19 protein-coding genes, 1 pseudogene and 1 riboswitch are annotated in these 19,871 nt (G+C 34.2%); of the genes and pseudogenes, 4 read left to right on the forward strand and 16 right to left on the reverse strand.

What is annotated here, in order from left to right; genetic code table 11:
- Positions 1-103: 103 nt before the first annotated feature.
- A complete protein-coding gene (locus OPR29_RS03710; RefSeq protein ID WP_213863789.1) occupies positions 104-1,060 on the reverse strand; it encodes an IS5 family transposase in 957 nt (318 codons plus the stop codon).
- Between the two features lie 351 nt (positions 1,061-1,411).
- Between OPR29_RS03710 and OPR29_RS03715 the strand changes: the two genes are divergently transcribed.
- Positions 1,412-2,671: an ankyrin repeat domain-containing protein gene (locus OPR29_RS03715; RefSeq protein ID WP_265025089.1), complete on the forward strand. Its 1,260-nt coding sequence runs from the start codon at positions 1,412-1,414 to the stop codon at positions 2,669-2,671.
- Between the two features lie 391 nt (positions 2,672-3,062).
- On the opposite strand, the pseudogene tnpA reads toward OPR29_RS03715, so the two are convergent.
- The 9 genes and pseudogenes from tnpA to pgsA form a co-directional block, all read right to left on the reverse strand.
- A pseudogene (gene tnpA / locus OPR29_RS03720) lies at positions 3,063-3,481 on the reverse strand (IS200/IS605 family transposase).
- A 382-nt stretch (positions 3,482-3,863) separates the two neighbouring features.
- Positions 3,864-4,544, reverse strand: coding sequence for a thiamine diphosphokinase (locus OPR29_RS03725; protein WP_149168814.1), 681 nt, complete (start codon positions 4,542-4,544; stop codon positions 3,864-3,866).
- Positions 4,516-4,800 (reverse strand): SemiSWEET family sugar transporter, encoded by a 285-nt coding sequence (locus tag OPR29_RS03730; protein ID WP_010404806.1) that lies wholly within the window; start codon positions 4,798-4,800, stop codon positions 4,516-4,518. Before OPR29_RS03730 ends, OPR29_RS03725 begins: the two co-directional genes overlap by 29 nt.
- Positions 4,789-4,891, reverse strand: a riboswitch (TPP riboswitch). (Overlaps the previous gene by 12 nt.)
- 76 nt (positions 4,892-4,967) lie before the next feature.
- A complete protein-coding gene (locus OPR29_RS03735) occupies positions 4,968-5,837 on the reverse strand; it encodes an SPFH domain-containing protein (protein ID WP_010404803.1) in 870 nt (289 codons plus the stop codon).
- Positions 5,821-6,861: a M23 family metallopeptidase gene (locus OPR29_RS03740; protein WP_265025090.1), complete on the reverse strand. Its 1,041-nt coding sequence runs from the start codon at positions 6,859-6,861 to the stop codon at positions 5,821-5,823. Before OPR29_RS03740 ends, OPR29_RS03735 begins: the two co-directional genes overlap by 17 nt.
- The gene (locus OPR29_RS03745) at positions 6,858-7,598 is read right to left on the reverse strand and encodes a YebC/PmpR family DNA-binding transcriptional regulator (protein ID WP_265025091.1); all 741 of its coding nucleotides are present in this window, start codon (positions 7,596-7,598) and stop codon (positions 6,858-6,860) included. The genes OPR29_RS03740 and OPR29_RS03745 overlap by 4 nt, the downstream gene beginning before the upstream one ends.
- A 7-nt stretch (positions 7,599-7,605) precedes the next feature.
- Positions 7,606-8,292 (reverse strand): outer membrane protein assembly factor BamD, encoded by a 687-nt coding sequence (bamD, locus tag OPR29_RS03750; RefSeq protein ID WP_007302577.1) that lies wholly within the window; start codon positions 8,290-8,292, stop codon positions 7,606-7,608.
- Between the two features lie 67 nt (positions 8,293-8,359).
- The gene (locus OPR29_RS03755) at positions 8,360-9,316 is read right to left on the reverse strand and encodes a hypothetical protein (protein WP_007302576.1); all 957 of its coding nucleotides are present in this window, start codon (positions 9,314-9,316) and stop codon (positions 8,360-8,362) included.
- Between the two features lie 99 nt (positions 9,317-9,415).
- Positions 9,416-9,958 (reverse strand): CDP-diacylglycerol--glycerol-3-phosphate 3-phosphatidyltransferase, encoded by a 543-nt coding sequence (gene pgsA, locus OPR29_RS03760; protein ID WP_265025092.1) that lies wholly within the window; start codon positions 9,956-9,958, stop codon positions 9,416-9,418.
- Between the two features lie 121 nt (positions 9,959-10,079).
- Here pgsA and OPR29_RS03765 point away from each other — a divergent pair, with 121 nt between their 5' ends.
- Positions 10,080-11,402 carry a malic enzyme-like NAD(P)-binding protein gene (locus OPR29_RS03765; protein ID WP_082241867.1) on the forward strand — a complete coding sequence of 441 codons (1,323 nt, stop codon included), beginning with the start codon at positions 10,080-10,082 and terminating at the stop codon, positions 11,400-11,402.
- Between the two features lie 10 nt (positions 11,403-11,412).
- On the opposite strand, the gene OPR29_RS03770 is transcribed toward OPR29_RS03765, so the two are convergent.
- A complete protein-coding gene (locus tag OPR29_RS03770; RefSeq protein WP_019236934.1) occupies positions 11,413-12,327 on the reverse strand; it encodes a P44/Msp2 family outer membrane protein in 915 nt (304 codons plus the stop codon).
- A 119-nt stretch (positions 12,328-12,446) separates the two neighbouring features.
- On the opposite strand from OPR29_RS03770, the gene OPR29_RS03775 reads away from it, so the two are divergent.
- Together OPR29_RS03775 and grxD are read left to right on the forward strand one after the other, a co-directional pair.
- The gene (locus tag OPR29_RS03775) at positions 12,447-12,665 is read left to right on the forward strand and encodes a BolA/IbaG family iron-sulfur metabolism protein (RefSeq protein ID WP_007302571.1); all 219 of its coding nucleotides are present in this window, start codon (positions 12,447-12,449) and stop codon (positions 12,663-12,665) included.
- Between the two features lie 16 nt (positions 12,666-12,681).
- Complete coding sequence (gene grxD / locus OPR29_RS03780; RefSeq protein WP_007302570.1) at positions 12,682-12,999, forward strand: Grx4 family monothiol glutaredoxin; 318 nt, start codon at positions 12,682-12,684, stop codon at positions 12,997-12,999.
- A gap of 57 nt (positions 13,000-13,056) precedes the next feature.
- Here the strand turns inward: grxD and OPR29_RS03785 are convergent, their stop codons facing one another.
- The 5 genes from OPR29_RS03785 to ppdK all read right to left on the reverse strand — a co-directional run bounded on the left by OPR29_RS03785 (position 13,057) and on the right by ppdK (position 19,592).
- On the reverse strand, positions 13,057-13,968 hold the full coding sequence (locus OPR29_RS03785; RefSeq protein WP_264376750.1) for a hypothetical protein: 912 nt from the start codon (positions 13,966-13,968) through the stop codon (positions 13,057-13,059).
- A 148-nt stretch (positions 13,969-14,116) separates the two neighbouring features.
- Positions 14,117-15,151 (reverse strand): efflux RND transporter periplasmic adaptor subunit, encoded by a 1,035-nt coding sequence (locus OPR29_RS03790; RefSeq protein WP_250147227.1) that lies wholly within the window; start codon positions 15,149-15,151, stop codon positions 14,117-14,119.
- A gap of 257 nt (positions 15,152-15,408) precedes the next feature.
- A complete protein-coding gene (locus OPR29_RS03795) occupies positions 15,409-15,756 on the reverse strand; it encodes a hypothetical protein (protein ID WP_265025093.1) in 348 nt (115 codons plus the stop codon).
- On the reverse strand, positions 15,743-16,780 hold the full coding sequence (locus OPR29_RS03800) for a hypothetical protein (protein ID WP_265025094.1): 1,038 nt from the start codon (positions 16,778-16,780) through the stop codon (positions 15,743-15,745). The genes OPR29_RS03795 and OPR29_RS03800 overlap by 14 nt, the downstream gene beginning before the upstream one ends.
- Positions 16,781-16,964: 184 nt before the next feature.
- Positions 16,965-19,592, reverse strand: coding sequence for a pyruvate, phosphate dikinase (gene ppdK, locus OPR29_RS03805; RefSeq protein ID WP_265025095.1), 2,628 nt, complete (start codon positions 19,590-19,592; stop codon positions 16,965-16,967).
- Positions 19,593-19,871 lie beyond the last annotated feature (279 nt).

Here is a 19,871-nt window from a genome sequence, read left to right on the forward strand (position 1 = left end):
CAATAGATTTCTTATATAACCTTATGAAGGTGTAATTTCGGTATGTGGTGCTGGCATGGCTTTGTTGCACAGCTCTTCGGATAGTGGGTAATGTATAATAAATTCATGAAGCTATATCAAACTTAGCCATGCCTATTTCAGTAAATTTGTTAAGCAAATAACACTTGAGTAGCAGTTCCTTCTCACGATTAATCTCAGATTTATTCCTAAAACTAAATCCAAATATTTGCTTCAGTCGCGAGAAAAAACTTTCTATATAAGATCTCTTCCAATAATTTATCTCTTTTTTCCACCTCTTCATACCATCTTCATCATATGACTTTATGAGCTTGATTGTAGAATTTCTCTCATTCATATAATCCAACTTTGGATGCTCTACTGCATTATTTTGCGGAGGAATCCTTGTCTTTATGTCAAGCTCATCGCACAGTTTGTATAACTTCTTTCGATTATATGCCCTATCTGCATATATCGTGCTTATGTTATACTTGGTATCCACTCTTTCAATAAGATCACAGGCTCCATAGTGGTCGGAATAAACTCCACTACTGTATTTTGCAGCTATAACTTTTTTACTACCTATCTCTAGCATTACATGTAGCTTTCTTGTTTGCTCATAGCGGCGATACTTTCTATCTGTACCATTTGCCTTACTATGGCCTGGAATATTATTGTAGATGCTGATACCTGTACTATCTATAGCAATTTCAATATCTTCCATATCGTTCTTATCAACTCTGCAGTCGTTGATTTTGATATTAAGCTTTTTAAACCTTCTTGAAGCCTGCGAATAGCTGATAATTTGCAAAATTTTCCCTATTTGCTCAAGATATTTCTCTATAAATCCCACTGTTTGCCTAAGACCAATCCTGAATAGATAGGTTATTATGTGAATTAGAATCACTACTTTGTCGCTGTAGACATTGTTGCCACCTGCTACTTTTGGACTATTTTCGTACCAATTTTCAATGGCATCGTTGATATAATGAAAAACATTTCCCCTTTCTTGAAGAAATTTGTTATATTCATTGCAGTTACTGACTTTCATTCTTATTGGCATATTTTTCCTTTGTCGGCTAAATATCTATTTTATAACAAATTCCATCAGTAACTGCCTGTTCTTTCCTTGAGTGGTGCAACAAAGCCTGCTGGCATCCAGAGAACTTTATCTGCAGAGTTCATTGATTATTAGCAACTGTACCATGATAATACAATTTCTATAGAAAAGTGCAGATGAGTGGCAATTTTATTGATTATACACATTTTAACAGCTCTCTAAATCAGGGTGAGAAAGTTCGATTAGCTGAAAAGACTCACAAAGTTAGGGAAATCTTCTTAAAATATATCAGCAATGATGTTCATAATATGTCAGTTAAGGTTCTTAACACCTATGATTTTGGAAAAGAATATAATGATATATTCAAACAGTATTCATGTACAATTTGGAGATGTTGGAGATAAAGTATTAATTTACTCATGGCCTCGTTACAACGAGTTTGATGAAAGTAAATGGAAAAATTTTTTATCACAACTAACAAAGGATCATAATCTAAAATTTATTGGAACTGGGCCACTTGAGTTTAAATATGAAGGTTTTAATTACAGTGTGTATCCTCCAGCTTTCAACTTTTCACAAAAAGAAATATCTTCAAGACAAATCAATAAAGTTTATACCCTTTTCAAAGCGACAATTTCTGATGATTATAAAGATTATGAACCTTTAGCTTTCAGCTTTTCACAAGAAGAAGTAAATAAAATTATAGAAAATATTAAAAGATCTCATAAGTCAATAAAAAAGCAAGTCATTGACCATTACCAATCATCAGGAAAAGATTTTGTTAAAAATGATTTAGACTTCATAAAGATTGGTACCGATATAAATAATAAAACAAGATTTAGTTCTGTAATATATTTTAACAAACCCAATGGTGTTAATGAAATTAAACTAGAATTATATAAAGCGACTCCCTTACACTTATTTGCTAAGCTTGGGGACAGTTTTTCTCAGCAGCTAGAAGATGATCTAGATAAGGGGGCAGATGTTAATGCAATAGATGAAAGTGAAAAGACCCCTTTACATTATGCTGCTAAAAATGGTCATATAGAAATAGTAAAAATTCTATTAGCAGTAGACGGAATCGATATCAATGTAAAAGACAAGGATGAAAAAACTCCTTTTGATTTAGCTAAAACAGAAGAAATAAAAGCTCTATTAAAAAAAGCCGCAGAAAAAACTGATGACAGTTCAGTATCGACAGATAGTAAAGGAGATCAAGAGAAAGATGCTGGACAAGAAGGTAATGTCCAACCAGTTACACAAGAGCAAGAACCAAAGGAAGAACAACAGGAGATCAGTGCAGAAGAAGAAAGTGATGTAAAAATTGAAGCTGCTGATAATGGACATTCTATTGACATAACACTTACACAAAATGGTGTTAGTCCACGAAGTGAATCATCAACAAATGAAGAACAGCCAAGCTCTTTTTTTAGTAGTTTGTTTGGTATACTGATTAAACCTTTTTCTTTAATAGGATCATTTTTTGGTGGATTTTTTTCATGGTTGTTTGGATCTGATGAACCATCAACTGAATCTGATCAAATAATTGCACCAAGTAACTCAGGAGGAGAGGAGCTAACAAACTATCAAGAGGGTGATAATAATATTATATAATAGATTTCTTGCATAACTGGAATGCAAAAGTTGATGTCATGAAACCAATTAAATTTACGGAGTATAATGGATTCCAGACTGGAATGACGCTCTTTTGGTGCACAACCTTTGGTGTATTACGAAACGATTCCCATTCAAGACAATGTCATCCCAGTGTCAAGCACTGGGATGACAATAAGGAGCTACCTGAATGACAAGAAAAGACTACTTGAATGACAAAAAAGGGAGCATTGGCTTGCACATTCCCCTGAATAAATACCTTGATACATTAAAGTTTCTAGGTTTGAGTAGTGAAATCCGATCAGTATGAAAATTAGCAAACTCCTTTTTATTCGCTGTAGATTCAACCACTATGGATTAAAATCCAAAGATTGAGAGAGAGCATAGAATGCTAACTTTCGACTTGAAAGTCACCAAATTTATCTTCTTTTTTAGAGTGATTTTCAATATAATTTTTTATCATTTCGTCAGTTACATTTCCGCTAGTCCTGACAAAGTAGCCTACTGCCCACAACCCAATATCTCTTTTTTAGCTCTGGAAAGTTTTGCTGGATTTTTCTGGAACTTTTTCCTTTTATTAACTGCACTAACTTACTAATACTTAAGTATGGGGGTACAGAAACGTATACGTGTACATGACTTGACGCAACTCTACCTCTGATAATTTCTACTTGATTATTTGCACATACTTCTTGTACAACTTCTTTAGCTTTCTGTCCAATATCTCCAACTAGTACTGGATATCGATATTTTGTTATCCACACTATGTGATATATATACAGAGTGACTGCTTTTTCTATAATATTCCACATTCTTTCAGATTTTTCACCTTAAAATTATATTCTTAAAAGGATGGACTTCAAGTCCAGGGTTTTTCTCCCAAATTTGGGACAATAAAATTTTTTATTTTAATGAAAAAATTGCTTCCGCATACTCAAGATGCCATTATAATGATGGTAGAGATATTTAGAGAGCTCAAAATCTATCTCGGTCTGCAGACCTTTTAACCAATTTTTCAATAAAAATTCAGCCACATCTGTTGTGTGTACATTCTGAATCTTTTTTATACAGGAGGATTTTATGTCCAGAATTCCAGATATTTGACCTTTACTTTAGCTAACAACAGGCGCCTGTAGTTTTTAGAATTAGTGTTAACACGGTTTTTCTACTTTTTTTTTCTTAATGTTTTAACTCAATACACACCATCATCATTTACTGCTTCTAAATATATCATTGCTAAACACACGCCGCTGTGTATTTCTATAGATAACTCATTGCCTAAACTTCGATTAAAGCAAGAATTCTTTCCTGGAAAAGCAAGGTTACTATGGCATAGTTCCCATTTTAATCCTTTAGTTGATATTTGAGCTTTCGGTATACCAAGTAAGGATATTTTAGTATTTTTTAGCAAAGAGGAAAAATAGCTAATACCTTTTTGTAAGGCGTACCCCACCATGGGAGGCGAAGGCATATAAAAGATACTATCTGTACTTAAAAAAAAGTTAATATTTTGTAGTATATGATCAATTGCTCCTCCAGTAATACCCGTTACTATTGATGGCAATAACTTTACTGTTTTTAAGTGAGCCATTGCTTTAGAAAAGTCGCAATAATCTTGATCAGGTAGATATACTGTATTTAAGTTAGCACGTAAATTCGGATTTATACTATCCAAATCTCCTATTACAAGATCAGGTTTTACGCCAATTGATAGAAGCTTGTTTGCTCCTCCATCTACAGCAATAACAGGTATATCTTGTTTAAAAAACGATGAATCAGGTATTTCTCCATTTAGCACTACAATAGAGCGATATTCTTGCTCCACGCTACAATGTAGCATATGGTTATAAAACGCTCCGTGCAGTTTTTGCATCGTAGTAACATTTTTGAACAATTGATATTATACTGATCACTAATCCAGCAATATTACTGAGTATCACAAAAGTTAAACCCTGACAAATACCGTAAATAAGCCAAGATGATGAACAAATAAGATAATTCACCAACATTAGCATCGATATGTCACGAGTAAGTTTTGTGATATATGCTCTATATACTTGAGGCAATAACCCAATGAGAGATGTAATGAACGCGATGAAGCCAAAGCATTCTTCAATATTTATATACATACATTTTCCTACGTTTGTTTTAACAAGATCAGGTTCAAAGGGTTGTACTTTATGTACTCTCAGCTTTTTTAGAGCACCCCTAATGCGTGTAATTTATAACATCATTTAGTCTATTAATCAAGAAATTAACAGTGACTTGCATTCATGAAACCCAATCGGCTTCTATGCTAATTATTATCCAAACTAATAGTCGGCTGTGCATCCTGCTCAGAGATCAGAGCAACTAGCAAATTGTTTATCAATTGAACCTTTTGTTTTCCATCCAATTGTAAGCTTTTATTTTTTTCAAAATGGGCTATTACTTCTTCGATAATTCCTATTGCATTTTGCACTATATGCTTTCTTGCAGAGGTGATGGCATGCGCTTGTTGACGCCTCAGCATTGCTTGTGCAATTTCAGATGAATAGGCCAAATGCGATATTCTTGCTTCTGCAATTTCAATTCCAGCAATATTCAATCTTTGTTGTAGCATTGATCTCAATTCATTTGAAATTTTATCAGAATTTTTACGCAAAGATTCCTCATCGTTTTCGCTATCATACGGATAATTACTTGCCAGTTCTCTAATTACCGAGTCACTTTGCACAAAAACAAAATCATGATAATTATTAACATTATAATATGCCTTCGCAGGACTGCTCACTCTCCAAACAATTACTACTGAAATCTCTATCGGACTTCCATTAGCATCATTAACTTTAATTTTTTCTGTGTTAATATTCTGAAATTTCAGAGACACTCTATATTTACTCGAAAACGGAAGCGTTACGCATATTCCAGACTTAAAATAAGTTCCAATATAATGACCAAAAAACTCTATCACTCTTGCTTCATTAGGGTCATTAACGAAAAGTGCCTGAAGAAAAGTCAAAATTGAAACAGCAGCAACTCCAAGTGCAATTGTGCTGTCATACACAAAAAGTACCAATAAAATTAACCCTAGCGCTATTAGTACAGGAAAAGCCTGAATTTTACTTAAATTTCTATCACTTATCGTATTTTTATCTGTGCTGTCTTTATCAGATTGCTTTTTCACTTGCACCCTCTCTGCTGATTATTTCATCTACCTTACTTACAAATAATTTAAACTCTCTTAATTCACGATCAGGCAACTTTATCTCATTGCCATGAGCTATCGTAAGCGGATCAATGTGTTTACCATTATACATAACTTCATAATGTAAATGGGGCCCTGTTGCAACACCAGTGCTACCAACATAAGCTATAACCTGACCCTGCTTTACTTTAGAGCCTAACTTTACATCGCTACTAAATTTGCTTATATGTGCGTAACAAGTTGAATATTTATTGTTGTGCTTTATTTTGATGTAATTACCATAGCCACCATTCTTTCCTATATATTCTATTACACCTTCTGCAGTGGCGTGTATAGGAGTGCCAAGTTTAGCTGCATAATCTACTCCTTTATGAAAAGCAATTTTACCATGAATGGGATGCTTTCTATTACCAAAATTCGAGGATATACGAAAATCTCCGTTTAAAGGACTTACAAAAATTTCGCTACTCTTCAAGCTTACCCCCTCTTTATTAAAATACTCTTCTTTGCTGTTTTGTGACTCATAATAATATAAACTTATAGCTTTATTGCTTGTTGTGAGTGAAGTATATAAAATTTTTTCTTCAGCCTTCTGATTACCGAGCGATTTCTCAAAAAGAACCTCCAACTTACCTTTTGGCACAATGTCTTTTTTAAAATCTACACCATAATCTTTATATATGCCGATTAATCTCATTATTGTATCTGGCGCCAAACCTTCTGCATCAAAAAAAGAGGATTTTATGTCACTGGATATGAATAACAACTTTCTATCACTTTCTGTAGATTTTTTTTTCCTGATCCCGTCTTGGAATAACACTGGAGAGTGGGTTAGTGTCATTCCAGTGCTTGACCAGTTTTTTAATCGAAAATGTTGTATAGCGTGCTGTTTACAATCAATTTCCAGTGTCTGGGCACTGGAATGACAATAGTCTTTCTGCGCAAATGTTTCAGTTGCATATGCTGGTAAAATACAAAGCAGTAGAAATATTACCAGCCTCATAGTTTATCAGCAAAAATAAAATTACCTTCAACATACTGCACATCATCATTATCTTCTAGCTCTTCAACTAATATAGATAATTTATCAATTAATTCTTTGTCGCTAACTTCAATCAGGTCCTTTGGTTGCCATGAAAGACGAGCAAGTTCTGGTTCTCCAAATTTTGTATAGAAAGCATCACGCACTCTACCAAAATCTTTCACTCCACAAGTTATAACATATAATTCTTCCTTGTTATTTTCCTCAACATTCAATACTTCTAATTCAATTCCATAGTTAAATAAATCTTCAAAATTTATACCCTCTGCTTTATAGACAATTAAGCCTACATGATCGAAAAGGTAACTCACACATCCTGTTTCTCCCAAATTACCGCCTTTGCGAGAAAAGATATAACGTATCTCAGAAGCAGTTCGGTTGCGATTACTTGTCAGAGCATGGACAATAAGTGCAGCACCAGAAGGTCCGCAGCCTTCATATTGTATTTCTTCATAACTTTCTCCAGCAACGTTACCAGCTGCATTTTTTATTGCTGTTTCTATTTTATCTTTTGGTAGATTTTCCTTTCGCGCAGAAAAGATAGCAGAGCGAAGACGTGGATTAAGCTCGGGATCAGTTAGCCCTTGTTTTGCAGCAACTGTTATTTCCCTAATGAGCTTCGTAAATTTTTGCGAGCGCTTTGCATCCTGAGCACCTTTTCGATGTTTTATATTTGAAAACTGTGAATGACCAGCCATAAGAAAACTAATTCACCCCTTCTACTAACATATTTTCATACTGCTCAGCTTCTAAGTCAAGGCCAAGAGCTAAGTGAGCTGTTATTAAATAACTAATAACTCTAGAAGAATATTTAGAATCTTTATTGCTTATCATATCTTGAAAACGCTTAATTGCTGCTAAATATTCACCACGCTTTAGGTAAAATTCACCAATAGAATACTCTTTTTTTGATATATGTTCTGTGATTAATTTTTCTTTTTCTTTGATCTCTTCTATATATTCGCTATTCGGAAAAAGATTAATATATTCAGTAGCTAGCTCTAAAGTTTTATATGCAATTTGTTGCCCAAGCTGCACTTTATTAATTTGCATGTAATAAGATAATACTCTTAAGTAATATACATATGGCAAATCTTCACCATTTGGATAAACGTATATATAATCATCCATATCACTTGCAGCACTGCTGTAGTTACCCATATTATAGTAAGAAACTCCAGATAATAATTTTGCTTTCATTGCCCAATAAGATAAAGGATACAAATCCTCTATCTTTTGAAATGCTCTAATAGCTTGCTTATATTTTTTCTGATCATAAAGCTTAACTGCCTCCTCATATAGTTCAGTTTCAGTGTGTTCAAGATCATTCGCATATAACTGCGTGAAGGGGCAAGTCAGAAGAAAAAAGCATATGATTAAAGTCTTATACATAAGATTTTTTTTGATCAAAATAAAGTATAGACTAAATATTACCTAAATAAACAAATTTTTGGCATTATCATCGAACGAAAAGCGTCTCTTGGCCACCATTACCTATATTGCTCGCACCACCACCTATTGCAACACCCTTTCCACTCACTTCTACGTTCTCTAGCTTTCTACTATAAGAATGTGTGATCAATCCACTTCCTACCATCAAAAGAGCAATACCTACCAGACCTAAAGCAGGCCCAACAGCAGATGATGCTAATGCTACTCCAGAAATCAATATTATTTTCCTGATTAGTAATAAAGAAGAACCAGCGAGCATTAACTTAGCTGAAGACATATTGCTTGTCTTTTTTTCAAACTTCTCATCAAAGTCTTGCTCTTTTTCTACTTCATATTTTTTACTTTTCTTGTACTCGCGATAGCAGAAAGTAGCACTCGCTACAAAGTAAAATAGACTAGAAATTGAAAAAGCTACGTCTCCTATTATTCCTTGCTCCAATGCTTCACCTACTATGCTAGCCACAATAACTAATGTAACTAAAGCAGCATCAGCATAGTTAAAGTAATCATCAACGGTACAAGGAAGGTCTCTCTTTTCTTTTTCTACTGTTTTCCCACTTTCAATATTCTCCAATTCTCGTTCTTTTTGTGCTATTTTTCTATTATTATAAATTAAATATAGCGTGCAAATAAGGGATAAGACTGTGAAAGGTAATATAGTATGGCCTAATGAGCTGCTTATAAGGCCAAGTAATACCTGATCGCTACATGTTTTTTCGAGCTCAATTGCCATCAATAATGCAAATGGAACCATTGTTACCAATGATACACATTTCCTATGTAGCTCTCTTTTTTTTAGTGTTAATAGTTCTTGTTCGAGCTTTTTGCTTTTTTCTTCCTCTCTTTCTTTTCTGACTTCTTCATCAACTGTTGGCCAAAAATCCCAGAAAAAATCTTCCATTTTAGCACCTTTTTTACCTTTGGATCTTTTTAAAAAAAACTTAGTGCCTGTAATACTAGTCATATGAACAGACCAACTTATGAACTAATACATTATATAGGATTTTAATTACTAAGTCAATGTTATGAAATTATTAACTTTCTTTGTATACTCTTAAGCAATTTAGTCAATCTGTTTGATGCCAGCTAGAACGTAATTATAGCCTGACCACATAGTCATAACAGCCGCAGCCCATAAGCAAACCACACCTATATATTTAGTTGCTTCATAATCACTCATTATTAACGCTACTATAGCAACCATCTGCAAAAATGTTTTAATTTTCCCAGCCTTACTCACAGGTAAACTAACGTTTGTAGCTATCAAGAACTCCCGCAAGCCTGAAACTAATATCTCCCTACAAACAATTATAACTGACGGTATAATTGTAATATCATCTATCTTATGCTTATAAACTAGCATGATTATTGTTGAAGCTACTACTAACTTGTCGGCAATTGGATCAAATAATTTGCCAAAATTCGATTGGACTTTCCATGCACGCGCTAAATAACCATCAAAAAAATCTGTAATGCACCCAAACATAAAGATCAATATTGTTATTAGACTTGCATACTTACTCTCTATATAAAAGCTTGATATTATTGCCGGTATTGCGAGCGCACGAGAAATTGTTAGCAAATTAGGCACGTTTTTCTTAAGCATGTCACATCACCCTACGTAGTAGATAAATTTATACAGAAGTACAATAGAGTTCACAAGCTAATAGTTGAACATTCATAAAAACCCCATATACTTAGGAAATTACTAACAATAAGCTCAAAGCATGAATAATGATTTAGATAACACCACAAAACAAGAAGCACTTAAGTACCATAATAAAAGTGGTAAACCTGGTAAGGTATCAGTTATACCAACAAAACCCTTATCCACACAGCATGACCTATCACTTGCTTATTCCCCTGGTGTTGCAGCCCCATGCCTTGCAATAGCTAAAAATCCTAAAGCTGTTTATGATTACACGGCAAAAAGCAATTATGTGGCTGTCATTTCAAATGGCACCGCAGTGCTGGGACTTGGCAATATCGGTCCTCTTGCTTCAAAACCCGTCATGGAAGGCAAAGCTGTTTTATTTAAGCGTTTTGCTGACATTGATGCAATTGATATAGAAGTTGACACAGAAAACATAGAAGATTTCATCAATGCAGTAAGGTATCTTGGTCCAAGTTGGGGGGGAATAAATCTAGAAGATATAAGATCTCCTGATTGTTTTATAATAGAGAAACGTCTAAATGAGTTGATGGATATTCCGGTGTTCCACGATGATCAACATGGCACTGCAGTAGTTGTTGCAGCTGGTATAGAAAATGCCCTCGATATTGCTGAAAAGAAATTAGAGAATGTCAAGATCATCATGAATGGTGCTGGAGCAGCTGGTATTGCGTGTTTGGAAATACTAAAGTCCATGGGCGCTAAGAACATAGTGCTATGTGACAAACAAGGAGTAATACACAAAGACAGAAAAGAGGACATGAATAAGTGGAAGGAAAAATATGCAATTGACACTAAAGAACGTTCTCTACTTGATGCCATAAAAGGCGCTGATGTATTCATCGGACTCTCTGCAAAGGATGTGCTCAGCGAAGAGATGTTAAAAAGCATGGGTAAAGACCCGATCATTTTTGCTCTTGCTAATCCTGATCCAGAAATAAGGCCTGAGTTTGCAAAGTCTGTAAGGCCAGATGCAATAATTGCAACTGGTAGGTCAGACTATAACAACCAAGTCAATAACGTAATGGGGTTTCCTTATATATTCAGAGGAGCACTTGATGTACATGCAACGACAATAAATGAAGAAATGAAAATTGCAGCTGCAGATGCAATAGCGAAGCTTGCCCGTGAGCCAGTGCCAAATGAGATATCTGCAGCCTATGGCGGTCGTAAAATGAGCTATGGACGTGAATATATAATACCTACTCCATTTGATCCAAGATTAATTTCTATGGTATCTCCTGCTGTTGCAAAAGCTGCCGTTACCTCAGGTGTGGCAAGAAAGGAAATAGAGGACTGGAATGAGTATGCAAGTCAATTAAAATCTCGCCTCGCTAAGGCTCTCAGCACGCTCAATTTATTGTCTTCACATACGTAATTGGATAAATTTAAAAGCGATAAACCAATCCAAACTCTAAGCCATATATGCCAAACCTATTGGTAATTGTTGTAGTTGTTGATTGCATACGTGCAGTTTCATCAACTTCATTGCTTTTACCAGCAGGAATATATTTTTCGCCAGCTAGTATCTTTGCTACTGGCAGAATACCTTTAAATTCGTTACCAAGAATACCAAAATAGCGTAAACCAGCAAACGCTTGAGTGTTTGTTGTAAGTGGATAATTAACACCAAGCTTTGCTTGGTAAGCCAAAGCATATCTGGTTTTTCCTAAAAATTTAACCTTAGTTACACCTGCACCAACTCCAAAATATGGAATGCAGAGCATTTCTCCGACGTTAAAATCATTATACACATTGATCATTCCAGCCAAATTATTAAAACCTTCATTTTTCATCTTAAATGCAGCTTTGAACTTTACTTGAACATTAGGCGGCTTTTCTTGAATTTCAATATCAACTTTTCCACTTCTCCAAGGTGATTTACGTTCTGTTCCAACAGAAACATCATCATTACGACGAAGTTCAATATATCTTGCTTTTCCTTTATCTGAGTAATCTTCATCATCTAAGTTAGTCTGAGAATATAGAACTTCAAGATCAACTCTCATATTTTTGAATACATATCCTATTGAAGCACCACCTGCAAGTCCTGGAACGTATTTAGGACTATATCCAGCCTCAATCCTCTCCTCCTCATTAAAGCTAAAAACACCTTCCGTTACATTTTCACCTGCATCTTCTTTTCCTTTTAGAGAACCTATTGCATTGAAAAATGCTCCAAAATAGTTAGCTTGAATATAAAAATTCTTTAAATTATTTATTTCACTATCATAAGATAAGCACCTAAATGAAAAAGTGAGCAAAGTTAGTAGGTATGTAAATTTAAATCTTTTATTCGCCATATAAACCTCACATAATTTCACTTTTATGCTAACATACTTCTATTTTTTATGTAGCAATTTTTTATTGCGCTCAGTTGTTTTAGATTTAGAATAAGAGTATTGTAATTTAAAGTGAATCAATGGTTGTTGCAGTTCATGAATTAGAGAAAATTATCAAACAGTCATTCCCTGGTGCCGATATAAAGATTAAGGATCTTGCTGGAGATGATGATCACTACCATTTAAAAATAACTTCCCAGTGTTTTTCTGGAAGGACAAAAATAGAACAACATAGAATGGTATATAAGGCTCTTGAAGGTCAATCTATACATGCATTGCAACTAGAAACTGGAGCTTAAAATTAAGGTGATATTTATGAACAACTTTGAACAAATAAAAAAAGACATAGCAGAAAACGATGTAGTGCTGTATATGAAAGGCACCTCTGACTTTCCTCAATGCGGATTCTCTGGGCTCGTCGTATCAATTCTCAAAAATTTGAATGTAAAGTTTAAATGCATCAACGTACTTGAGAATGATGAAATACGTCAGTCCATAAAAAGTTTTTCTGATTGGCCAACAATTCCACAAATATATATAAAGGGAGAGTTTATTGGTGGCTGTGACATAATCCGCGAGATGTATGAAAAAGGTGAATTACAGAGTTTATTGAAAGAAAAACAGATTGTTTAGTAAGGAAATAAGCAAGAAAAAAATAGGCGTGCCTCACACCTAGCCTGATTAAAAACTTTAGTTTTTTGACTTTTGTACACTATTTGTACATAAGACATTCTCTTTAAGAAATGTACCAGGCCAAGTAATATTTGCCTGTACATCACTAATAGCGCGTGCCATATTTACATTTTGTTTAGCCTTTTTTATTAGAGAACTTAATGACGTACTGATTTTATCAATAATGCGCAGATCAGCTTTAGGAACACTTGCTTCAATTGCTTTCAGACCACTTTGCACTTTATCAAGACTATCACTTCTTATGGCAGCAGCAATATCTATAAACAATCGCTTTAGCTCTCGAGGTTGATCTTTTATAGTAAAAAGATAGTCTGGAACGATTTCGTAATCACCATTATCATTTTTTGTGCAATATTCTTCAATAGCCTCTTTTGCATCGTAGTAATCTTGTGGATTATCAGAACAAGAATATGCTGCACAAGATTCATTTCTATAATAAGGGCTCCCATTACTCTCAATGTTTTCTATTCTCTTCTTTACACTAGAAACTAAACCTTTTCCAGATACGATAGTATCGTCTCTGTCTGATTTTGAAACAGCCTCTAATAGAGTAGGTATTGCGTCTTGTCTGTAACTAAAGATAAATTCTATGTATGGAATATTACCCAAACTATTTCTAGGGCCTTCTCCACACAAAAATTTACTTGGAACATGTTGTATAAAAAAGTTAACTACATCACTTGAACTACTGTCTCCTAGCATAAGTAAAAATTTGGGAAAGCTAGGATATTTATTCAAAAATAATGCACCATATATTTCATCGTCAATTGACTCCAATTCATTGTCAAAAATAATACTCCTTATCTTATTATAATCTAGCTCATTTATAGCTTCTTTTAACTTTTTATTTAAGTCAAGGTTATTCAACTCACGATAACGCTTATACTTTTCTTCACTAATACGTGGCATATAATACACTCTTTTTTTATAAAACATTTATACAACTAGCTTTCTTGTTAATAATTGTCAATACTTAGATAAGTATATTAGTAAGTATTTTTATAATTATTGCTAACACGGAATTTTATCTGATTTTTACTAAAAGTGTATATACAAGCTAAACCTTATCACCAGGCTTAACAAATAGATGACCCAATGTTATTAACTTTATAGGCTTACTTTCATTATTTGCGACTACCCAAACTCCATCGTCTTCATAATCAACAATTTCTATTGCTGTAAATACTACATAATTATTATCATCAACAATCTTTATTCCAAGAATACCATCGTCATTTAAGCTTAAGGCCGAAGAAGGAATTTTATATGCAAATCTTTCACCTGAAGGGAGGCTTACACTAGCAGTCAGTCCTTGCAAAGATATAATCTCATTATCAGTTACCTTTACCTCCACTCTATAAGATCCAGTTTTAGGCTCAGCAATTTTACTAATAAAACTCACTTCACCTACTAATTCCCTTCCGTCTAGCAAATTAATTTGCGCTGTGCTACCTAGCTTTATTTTATTTACTTCATTTTCTGAAACATATAACACCACAAGAACCTGATCAAAATTAACTATGTCAGTTATCTTATGTCCAAGATTAACAAAATCCCCTTCATTTACGTTGATCTTATCTACATAACCATCAATAGGGGATTTAATCGCAGTATTTTCTAAATCCAACTCTAGCCTTTTTAGGTCAGCTTTTGCACTCTGCAATGCAGTAAAAGCTGATTCCACTCTTATCTGTGCTCCATACCCTTTTGTATTCAATTTTCGAGAGGAATCATACTCAATTTCACGCTGATTTAATAAAGCTTTGGCTTTTTCAACTTGCTCAACTCTGTCATAATCTTCTATCTTTAAAATTACATCGCCTCTTTTTACTTTTTCACCATCAGACAAATAAATAGCAATAACTTGACCACTTGTTCTTGAGACAAGGCTGACCCTATGCAAGGGATTTACCGTACCAGAAAAATTTAAATATACAGTGCGATTTTGTGGAGTATAATCCTGAGTTTTTAATGAAAAACTACTAATTGGATTATCACTATGAACCGCCTGATCTTTTTTTAAAAATGTACTGTTGATAAAAAACAGTAGAATAAGAGCAATACCGGAAACGATGATTACTTTGTTTCTCATCCTTAAACAGTAAAATTTATTGACCAATCTTGTTAGAAATAACTGCATAAATTTTCGAATCAGAAGTGTAAGTATAACACAGCTATTGTCACTCTATAAATAGTTTTATATGAGCAAGTTTTCTTACAATAAATAAGTTTTTATTGCAAAAATGCAATTTTTAATCAAATAAAAAAGTTGTGCATAAAATTTCCATCATATTATATGATGAAAATAAGAATATTGTAACAAAACTAAATATATATTTAAACAGAGCTTTAGCCCATCACTAAACCAACACCCAATTGCTCAACACTATCAATTTTAATTTGTAAAGTGCCCTTTATAAATTTATTAGCCTGGTCTGTACTCATAAAAACTGCATGTTTATTGGGCATTAATTTTTCCATATCTGCTCTATTTTTTTTATCTTGCAAATGAGGTTCGCAAATATAGCTATACTTTTTAAAATCTAGAAGTTTAGCAAAGCCATCACGATCATTCTCATGGTGAAAAGCAACATTTATACCTACTATTTCGTCCGTTTCTTGCAGCTTTCCATCTTTATCTATTACCTGTGCCTTAGCAAGCGCAACTGTAGGCTTATGGCCATTAATTTGCTCCAATAACCCTTCTTATTGAATGTTCTATTGCTATTTTTTGCACTTCAGGACTTTCATCAAACTCTTTCAAAAAATTAAGGTGTAAGTTAATATATTCAGAGTATTTCAATCTGTGTTTTTTATGTATAGTTGGTTTGTAGGACAGTTCATTTGTAGGTGACTTATAGTTTGCAAGAAGGAATTTTTGTTCATATTGCTCATTAAATTTCTTTATCTTTTCAAAATGTCTTTTATATTGAGTCAATCCATCTTTCCCTTTTTTCTCCATCCTTTTCAAGAATTCCTCTACTGGCTCTCGTTTGGCTAGATTAATTTTGCGTATAAGCGGAATTTGTTTTTTCAAGCTAATCCAATATGGTAAGCAAACAACTTTCGCATCTTTCGAAAATAGACCTTCTAACTTTTTCACTGCATTGTATAAGTTTGCTGATTCTGGTTTATAATGCCCGCTATTATTGTCTATATAAGTTATTTTACCATTTACCACTTTCATTAAACCAGAACATAAAATCGGCTTACCGCCTGCAAGAGTTGAATGACGATAAGCCCATTCGCTTTTGTTAACATTAATATGTTCATGAGTTACTAATTTTCCATCAAGCGTGATAACATAAGCTACACAACCTTTTTTACCCTTACTAATTTTATCAGTTGTATCATATAATTTGCCCTCTAAGTTGTATAACTTAAGTTCCCCATCTTGCTCGCCAATAAATTTTCTTTGATCAAATTGTTCATCAGAGTTAAAATACTTAACCCTTGTATTAGTTCCAGGAATTTTTCTTCCTTCAACTCCAACTTCTGGAAACAAATTATATCGTGGAAAAAAATAAGTAAAATTATTCTCTATCCAATACAGAATCTTATTTATGATACCAAAAACTTTTCTATTACCTAAATCAATAGAGAGTTGCTGTTCCTTTGGTACTGCTAGATGATTGGACTTTGTACCAGACTTGCCAAATTCTTTGGCAGCATATTTAAACTTTTCTAGTAAATATTCCTTACGTTCTTTTGATATTGACATTTTTACCTCACTCACTATTATTTTATCCTATATTATTTTAGACAAAAAGTCAATCTTTCTTAAGATATTAAGAAAAGAAAAAGCAGCAGCAAAATAGCTAAACTGACTTAGATTTATCGACAATTTGAAAAATCATCATTCCGCTACTTGTTAGCCGAATCTATGTTCGCACAGTTAGTTATCGCTATTTACCCAACAAACTTATGCTAAGCTGTGCTGCCACTAATTTTGCAACCAGTACTCTATAAGGCGAGCATGACACATAATCAACCCCTGATTTGATGAAAAACTCTATGGACTGTGGATTCGCTCCATGCTCTCCACATATACCAAGTTTAATTTCTTTTCTGGTTTTTTTGCCCCTTTCGATAGCTATTCTGATTAATTCCCCTACCCCTTCGACATCTAGCACCTCAAAGGGATCGTTTTTGAATATGTTGCTTTCCTTATAAGAATCGAGGAAATTAACTGAATCATCTCGTGAAAGTCCCATAGTTGTTTGTGTTAAATCATTAGTGCCAAAACTAAAAAATTCTGCGTGTTTTGCGAGTTTGTCAGCAATAAGTGCTGCTCTTGGCAGTTCTATCATCGTTCCAATTGAATAGTTCACATCGAAATTTTCGGCTTCTTTCTTTATTAACTCGCATATCAGAATAAACTCTTTCTCACTCATGATAAAAGGAATCATGATTTCAGGTTTCACTTCTATCTTCTTTTCTTTCCTTAATTCACTTGCAGCACTGAGTATTGCCCTAATTTGCATGCCATATATTTCAGGATGAGAAATAGCAAGTCTACAACCTCGATGGCCAAGCATTGGATTTTTTTCTGATAACTGTGCTATTTTATTTTTTACTGATTCAACTGACTTATTCAGTGATTTGGCAATTTTCTCTATAATAGATTGATTGTGGGGCAAAAACTCATGTAGAGGTGGATCAAGTAAACGTATAGTAACCTCCCTGCCCTCCATAATAGAAAATATTTCTTTGAAATCAGACTTTTGCATTTCTTCGAGTTTATTTAATGCATTTGTCCTTTCATTTTCATCATCAGCTATTATCAACTTTTGAATGAATTCGATTCTATCACTAGCAAAAAACATATGTTCTGTGCGACATAATCCTATACCTTCTGAACCGAATTCTTTTGCAATTTTTGCATCTTTTGGAGTATCAGCATTCGCTCTCACCTTCACTGTTTTGATTTCATCTACCCAGTTAATTATCGTTTTGAATTCTTGAGATAATTCAGGCAAAATTGTAGGAAGAATACCAAGCATAACCTCTCCTGTTCCTCCATTGATGGTGATTGATTCACCTTTATTTACTTTTATATCCCCCATAGAAAGAAATTTTTCATCTTTATCAATATAAAGTCCATTTAGACTACAAATGCATGGTTTACCCATTCCACGAGTTACAACAGCGGCATGCGAGGTCATACCTCCTCGCGCTGTTACTATTCCACTTGCAGCATTCATTCCATTAATATCTTCAGGGCTCGTCTCTGATCTTACCAAAATTACTTTTTTACCCTGCTCTGCAGCTTTTTCAGCATCACTTGCACTGAATACTACATATCCAGAAGCAACACCTGGAGAAGCTGGCAGTCCTTTGCCTATTACTTCTTGATCGATTTTAACATCAAGAACTGGATGCAATAAATTGTCAAAAGTTTTTGGATCAATTCTCAATATTCCTTCCTCTTTTGTAATCACTCCTTCGTTTACCATATCAACTATTATGCGAATAGCAGCTTCGGCTGTGCGCTTGCCAGACCTAGTCTGCAAAATCCATAACTTACCGTCCTGTACAGTAAATTCGATATCCTGCATGTCCTTATTATGACTTTCAAGTTTTTCACATACCGCGCATAATTCTCGGTAGACACTTGGTAGCAACTTCTCCATGGTACTTTCTTGCTCCCCGTCAATTGGCATAGGAGTATAAACACCAGAAACCACATCCTCACCCTGAGCATTAACTAAAAACTCACCAAAAAGCTTTTTTTCTCCAGTTGAAGGATTACGTGTAAATATCACGCCGGTTGCAGAATTATCATTTAAATTACCAAAAACCATTGCTTGCACGTTGACCGCTGTTCCAAGGTTTTCAGGAATATTATGTATTCTTCTATAGGAAACAGCCCTATCGTTTTTCCAAGAGGCAAATACTGCATTAACCGAGTTTAACAATTGCTCTTCAACGTTCTGCGGGAAATGCTTTCCAGTTTTTTCACATACTATCTCTTTAAAATCATTAACAATTTTCTTTAAAACATCAACATTAAGATCAGCTAAGCTTTTTGCTCCACTTTTTTGCTGTTCACTATCAACAATGTCTTGAAATAAGTGATGGTCAAGCTGTAGTACAACACTCGAGTACATCATGATGAAACGACAGTAGCTATCATAGGCAAAACGTTCGCCACTTTTTTTTGCAAGCCCAACAACGGTTGCATCATTTAGGCCAACATTTAGGACTGTATCGAGCATGCCCGGCATTGAATTCACACTACCAGAGCGTATGGAAACTAATAAAGGATTATTTGAATCCCCGAATTTACAACCGATGTCACTTTCGAGCATCGCCATGTAGTTTTTTATCTCGTTACGTAGATCACAAGACAATTCATTATCTTGACAATAGGCCTGACAAACAGCAGTGGAAATTGTAAAACCAGGTGGAACAGGAATGCCAATGTTACACATCTCTGCCAGATTTGCTCCCTTCCCTCCTAGTAGATTTCTCATTGCTGCATTACCTTCACAGTTGCTTTGGCTAAAGTAATATATTAACTTTTCTTGCATTTTTTTCGGATTTTCACTAATAAACATACTATACATACTATTCTAATAAATTTGTCAGGCAGGAGTAATAAATTTTGTAAAATTCAGCACAATTAAATAGCCTCTTTTCCTTTCATTCTAGTGTCCCTATTGTCATTCAAGTATTCTTTCCTGTCATCTCAATGACCTCTATGATGTCATTCCTGTTGGAGTATGAATGTAGCCTTATCTCACACTCCTGTCATTCCAGTACTGGGATCCAGAAGACTGATCAAGTAATAAGAACTAGTCACGCGCTGG

The sequence above is a fragment of the Wolbachia endosymbiont (group B) of Pammene fasciana genome (assembly GCF_947251495.1).
Lineage (GTDB): Bacteria > Pseudomonadota > Alphaproteobacteria > Rickettsiales > Anaplasmataceae > Wolbachia.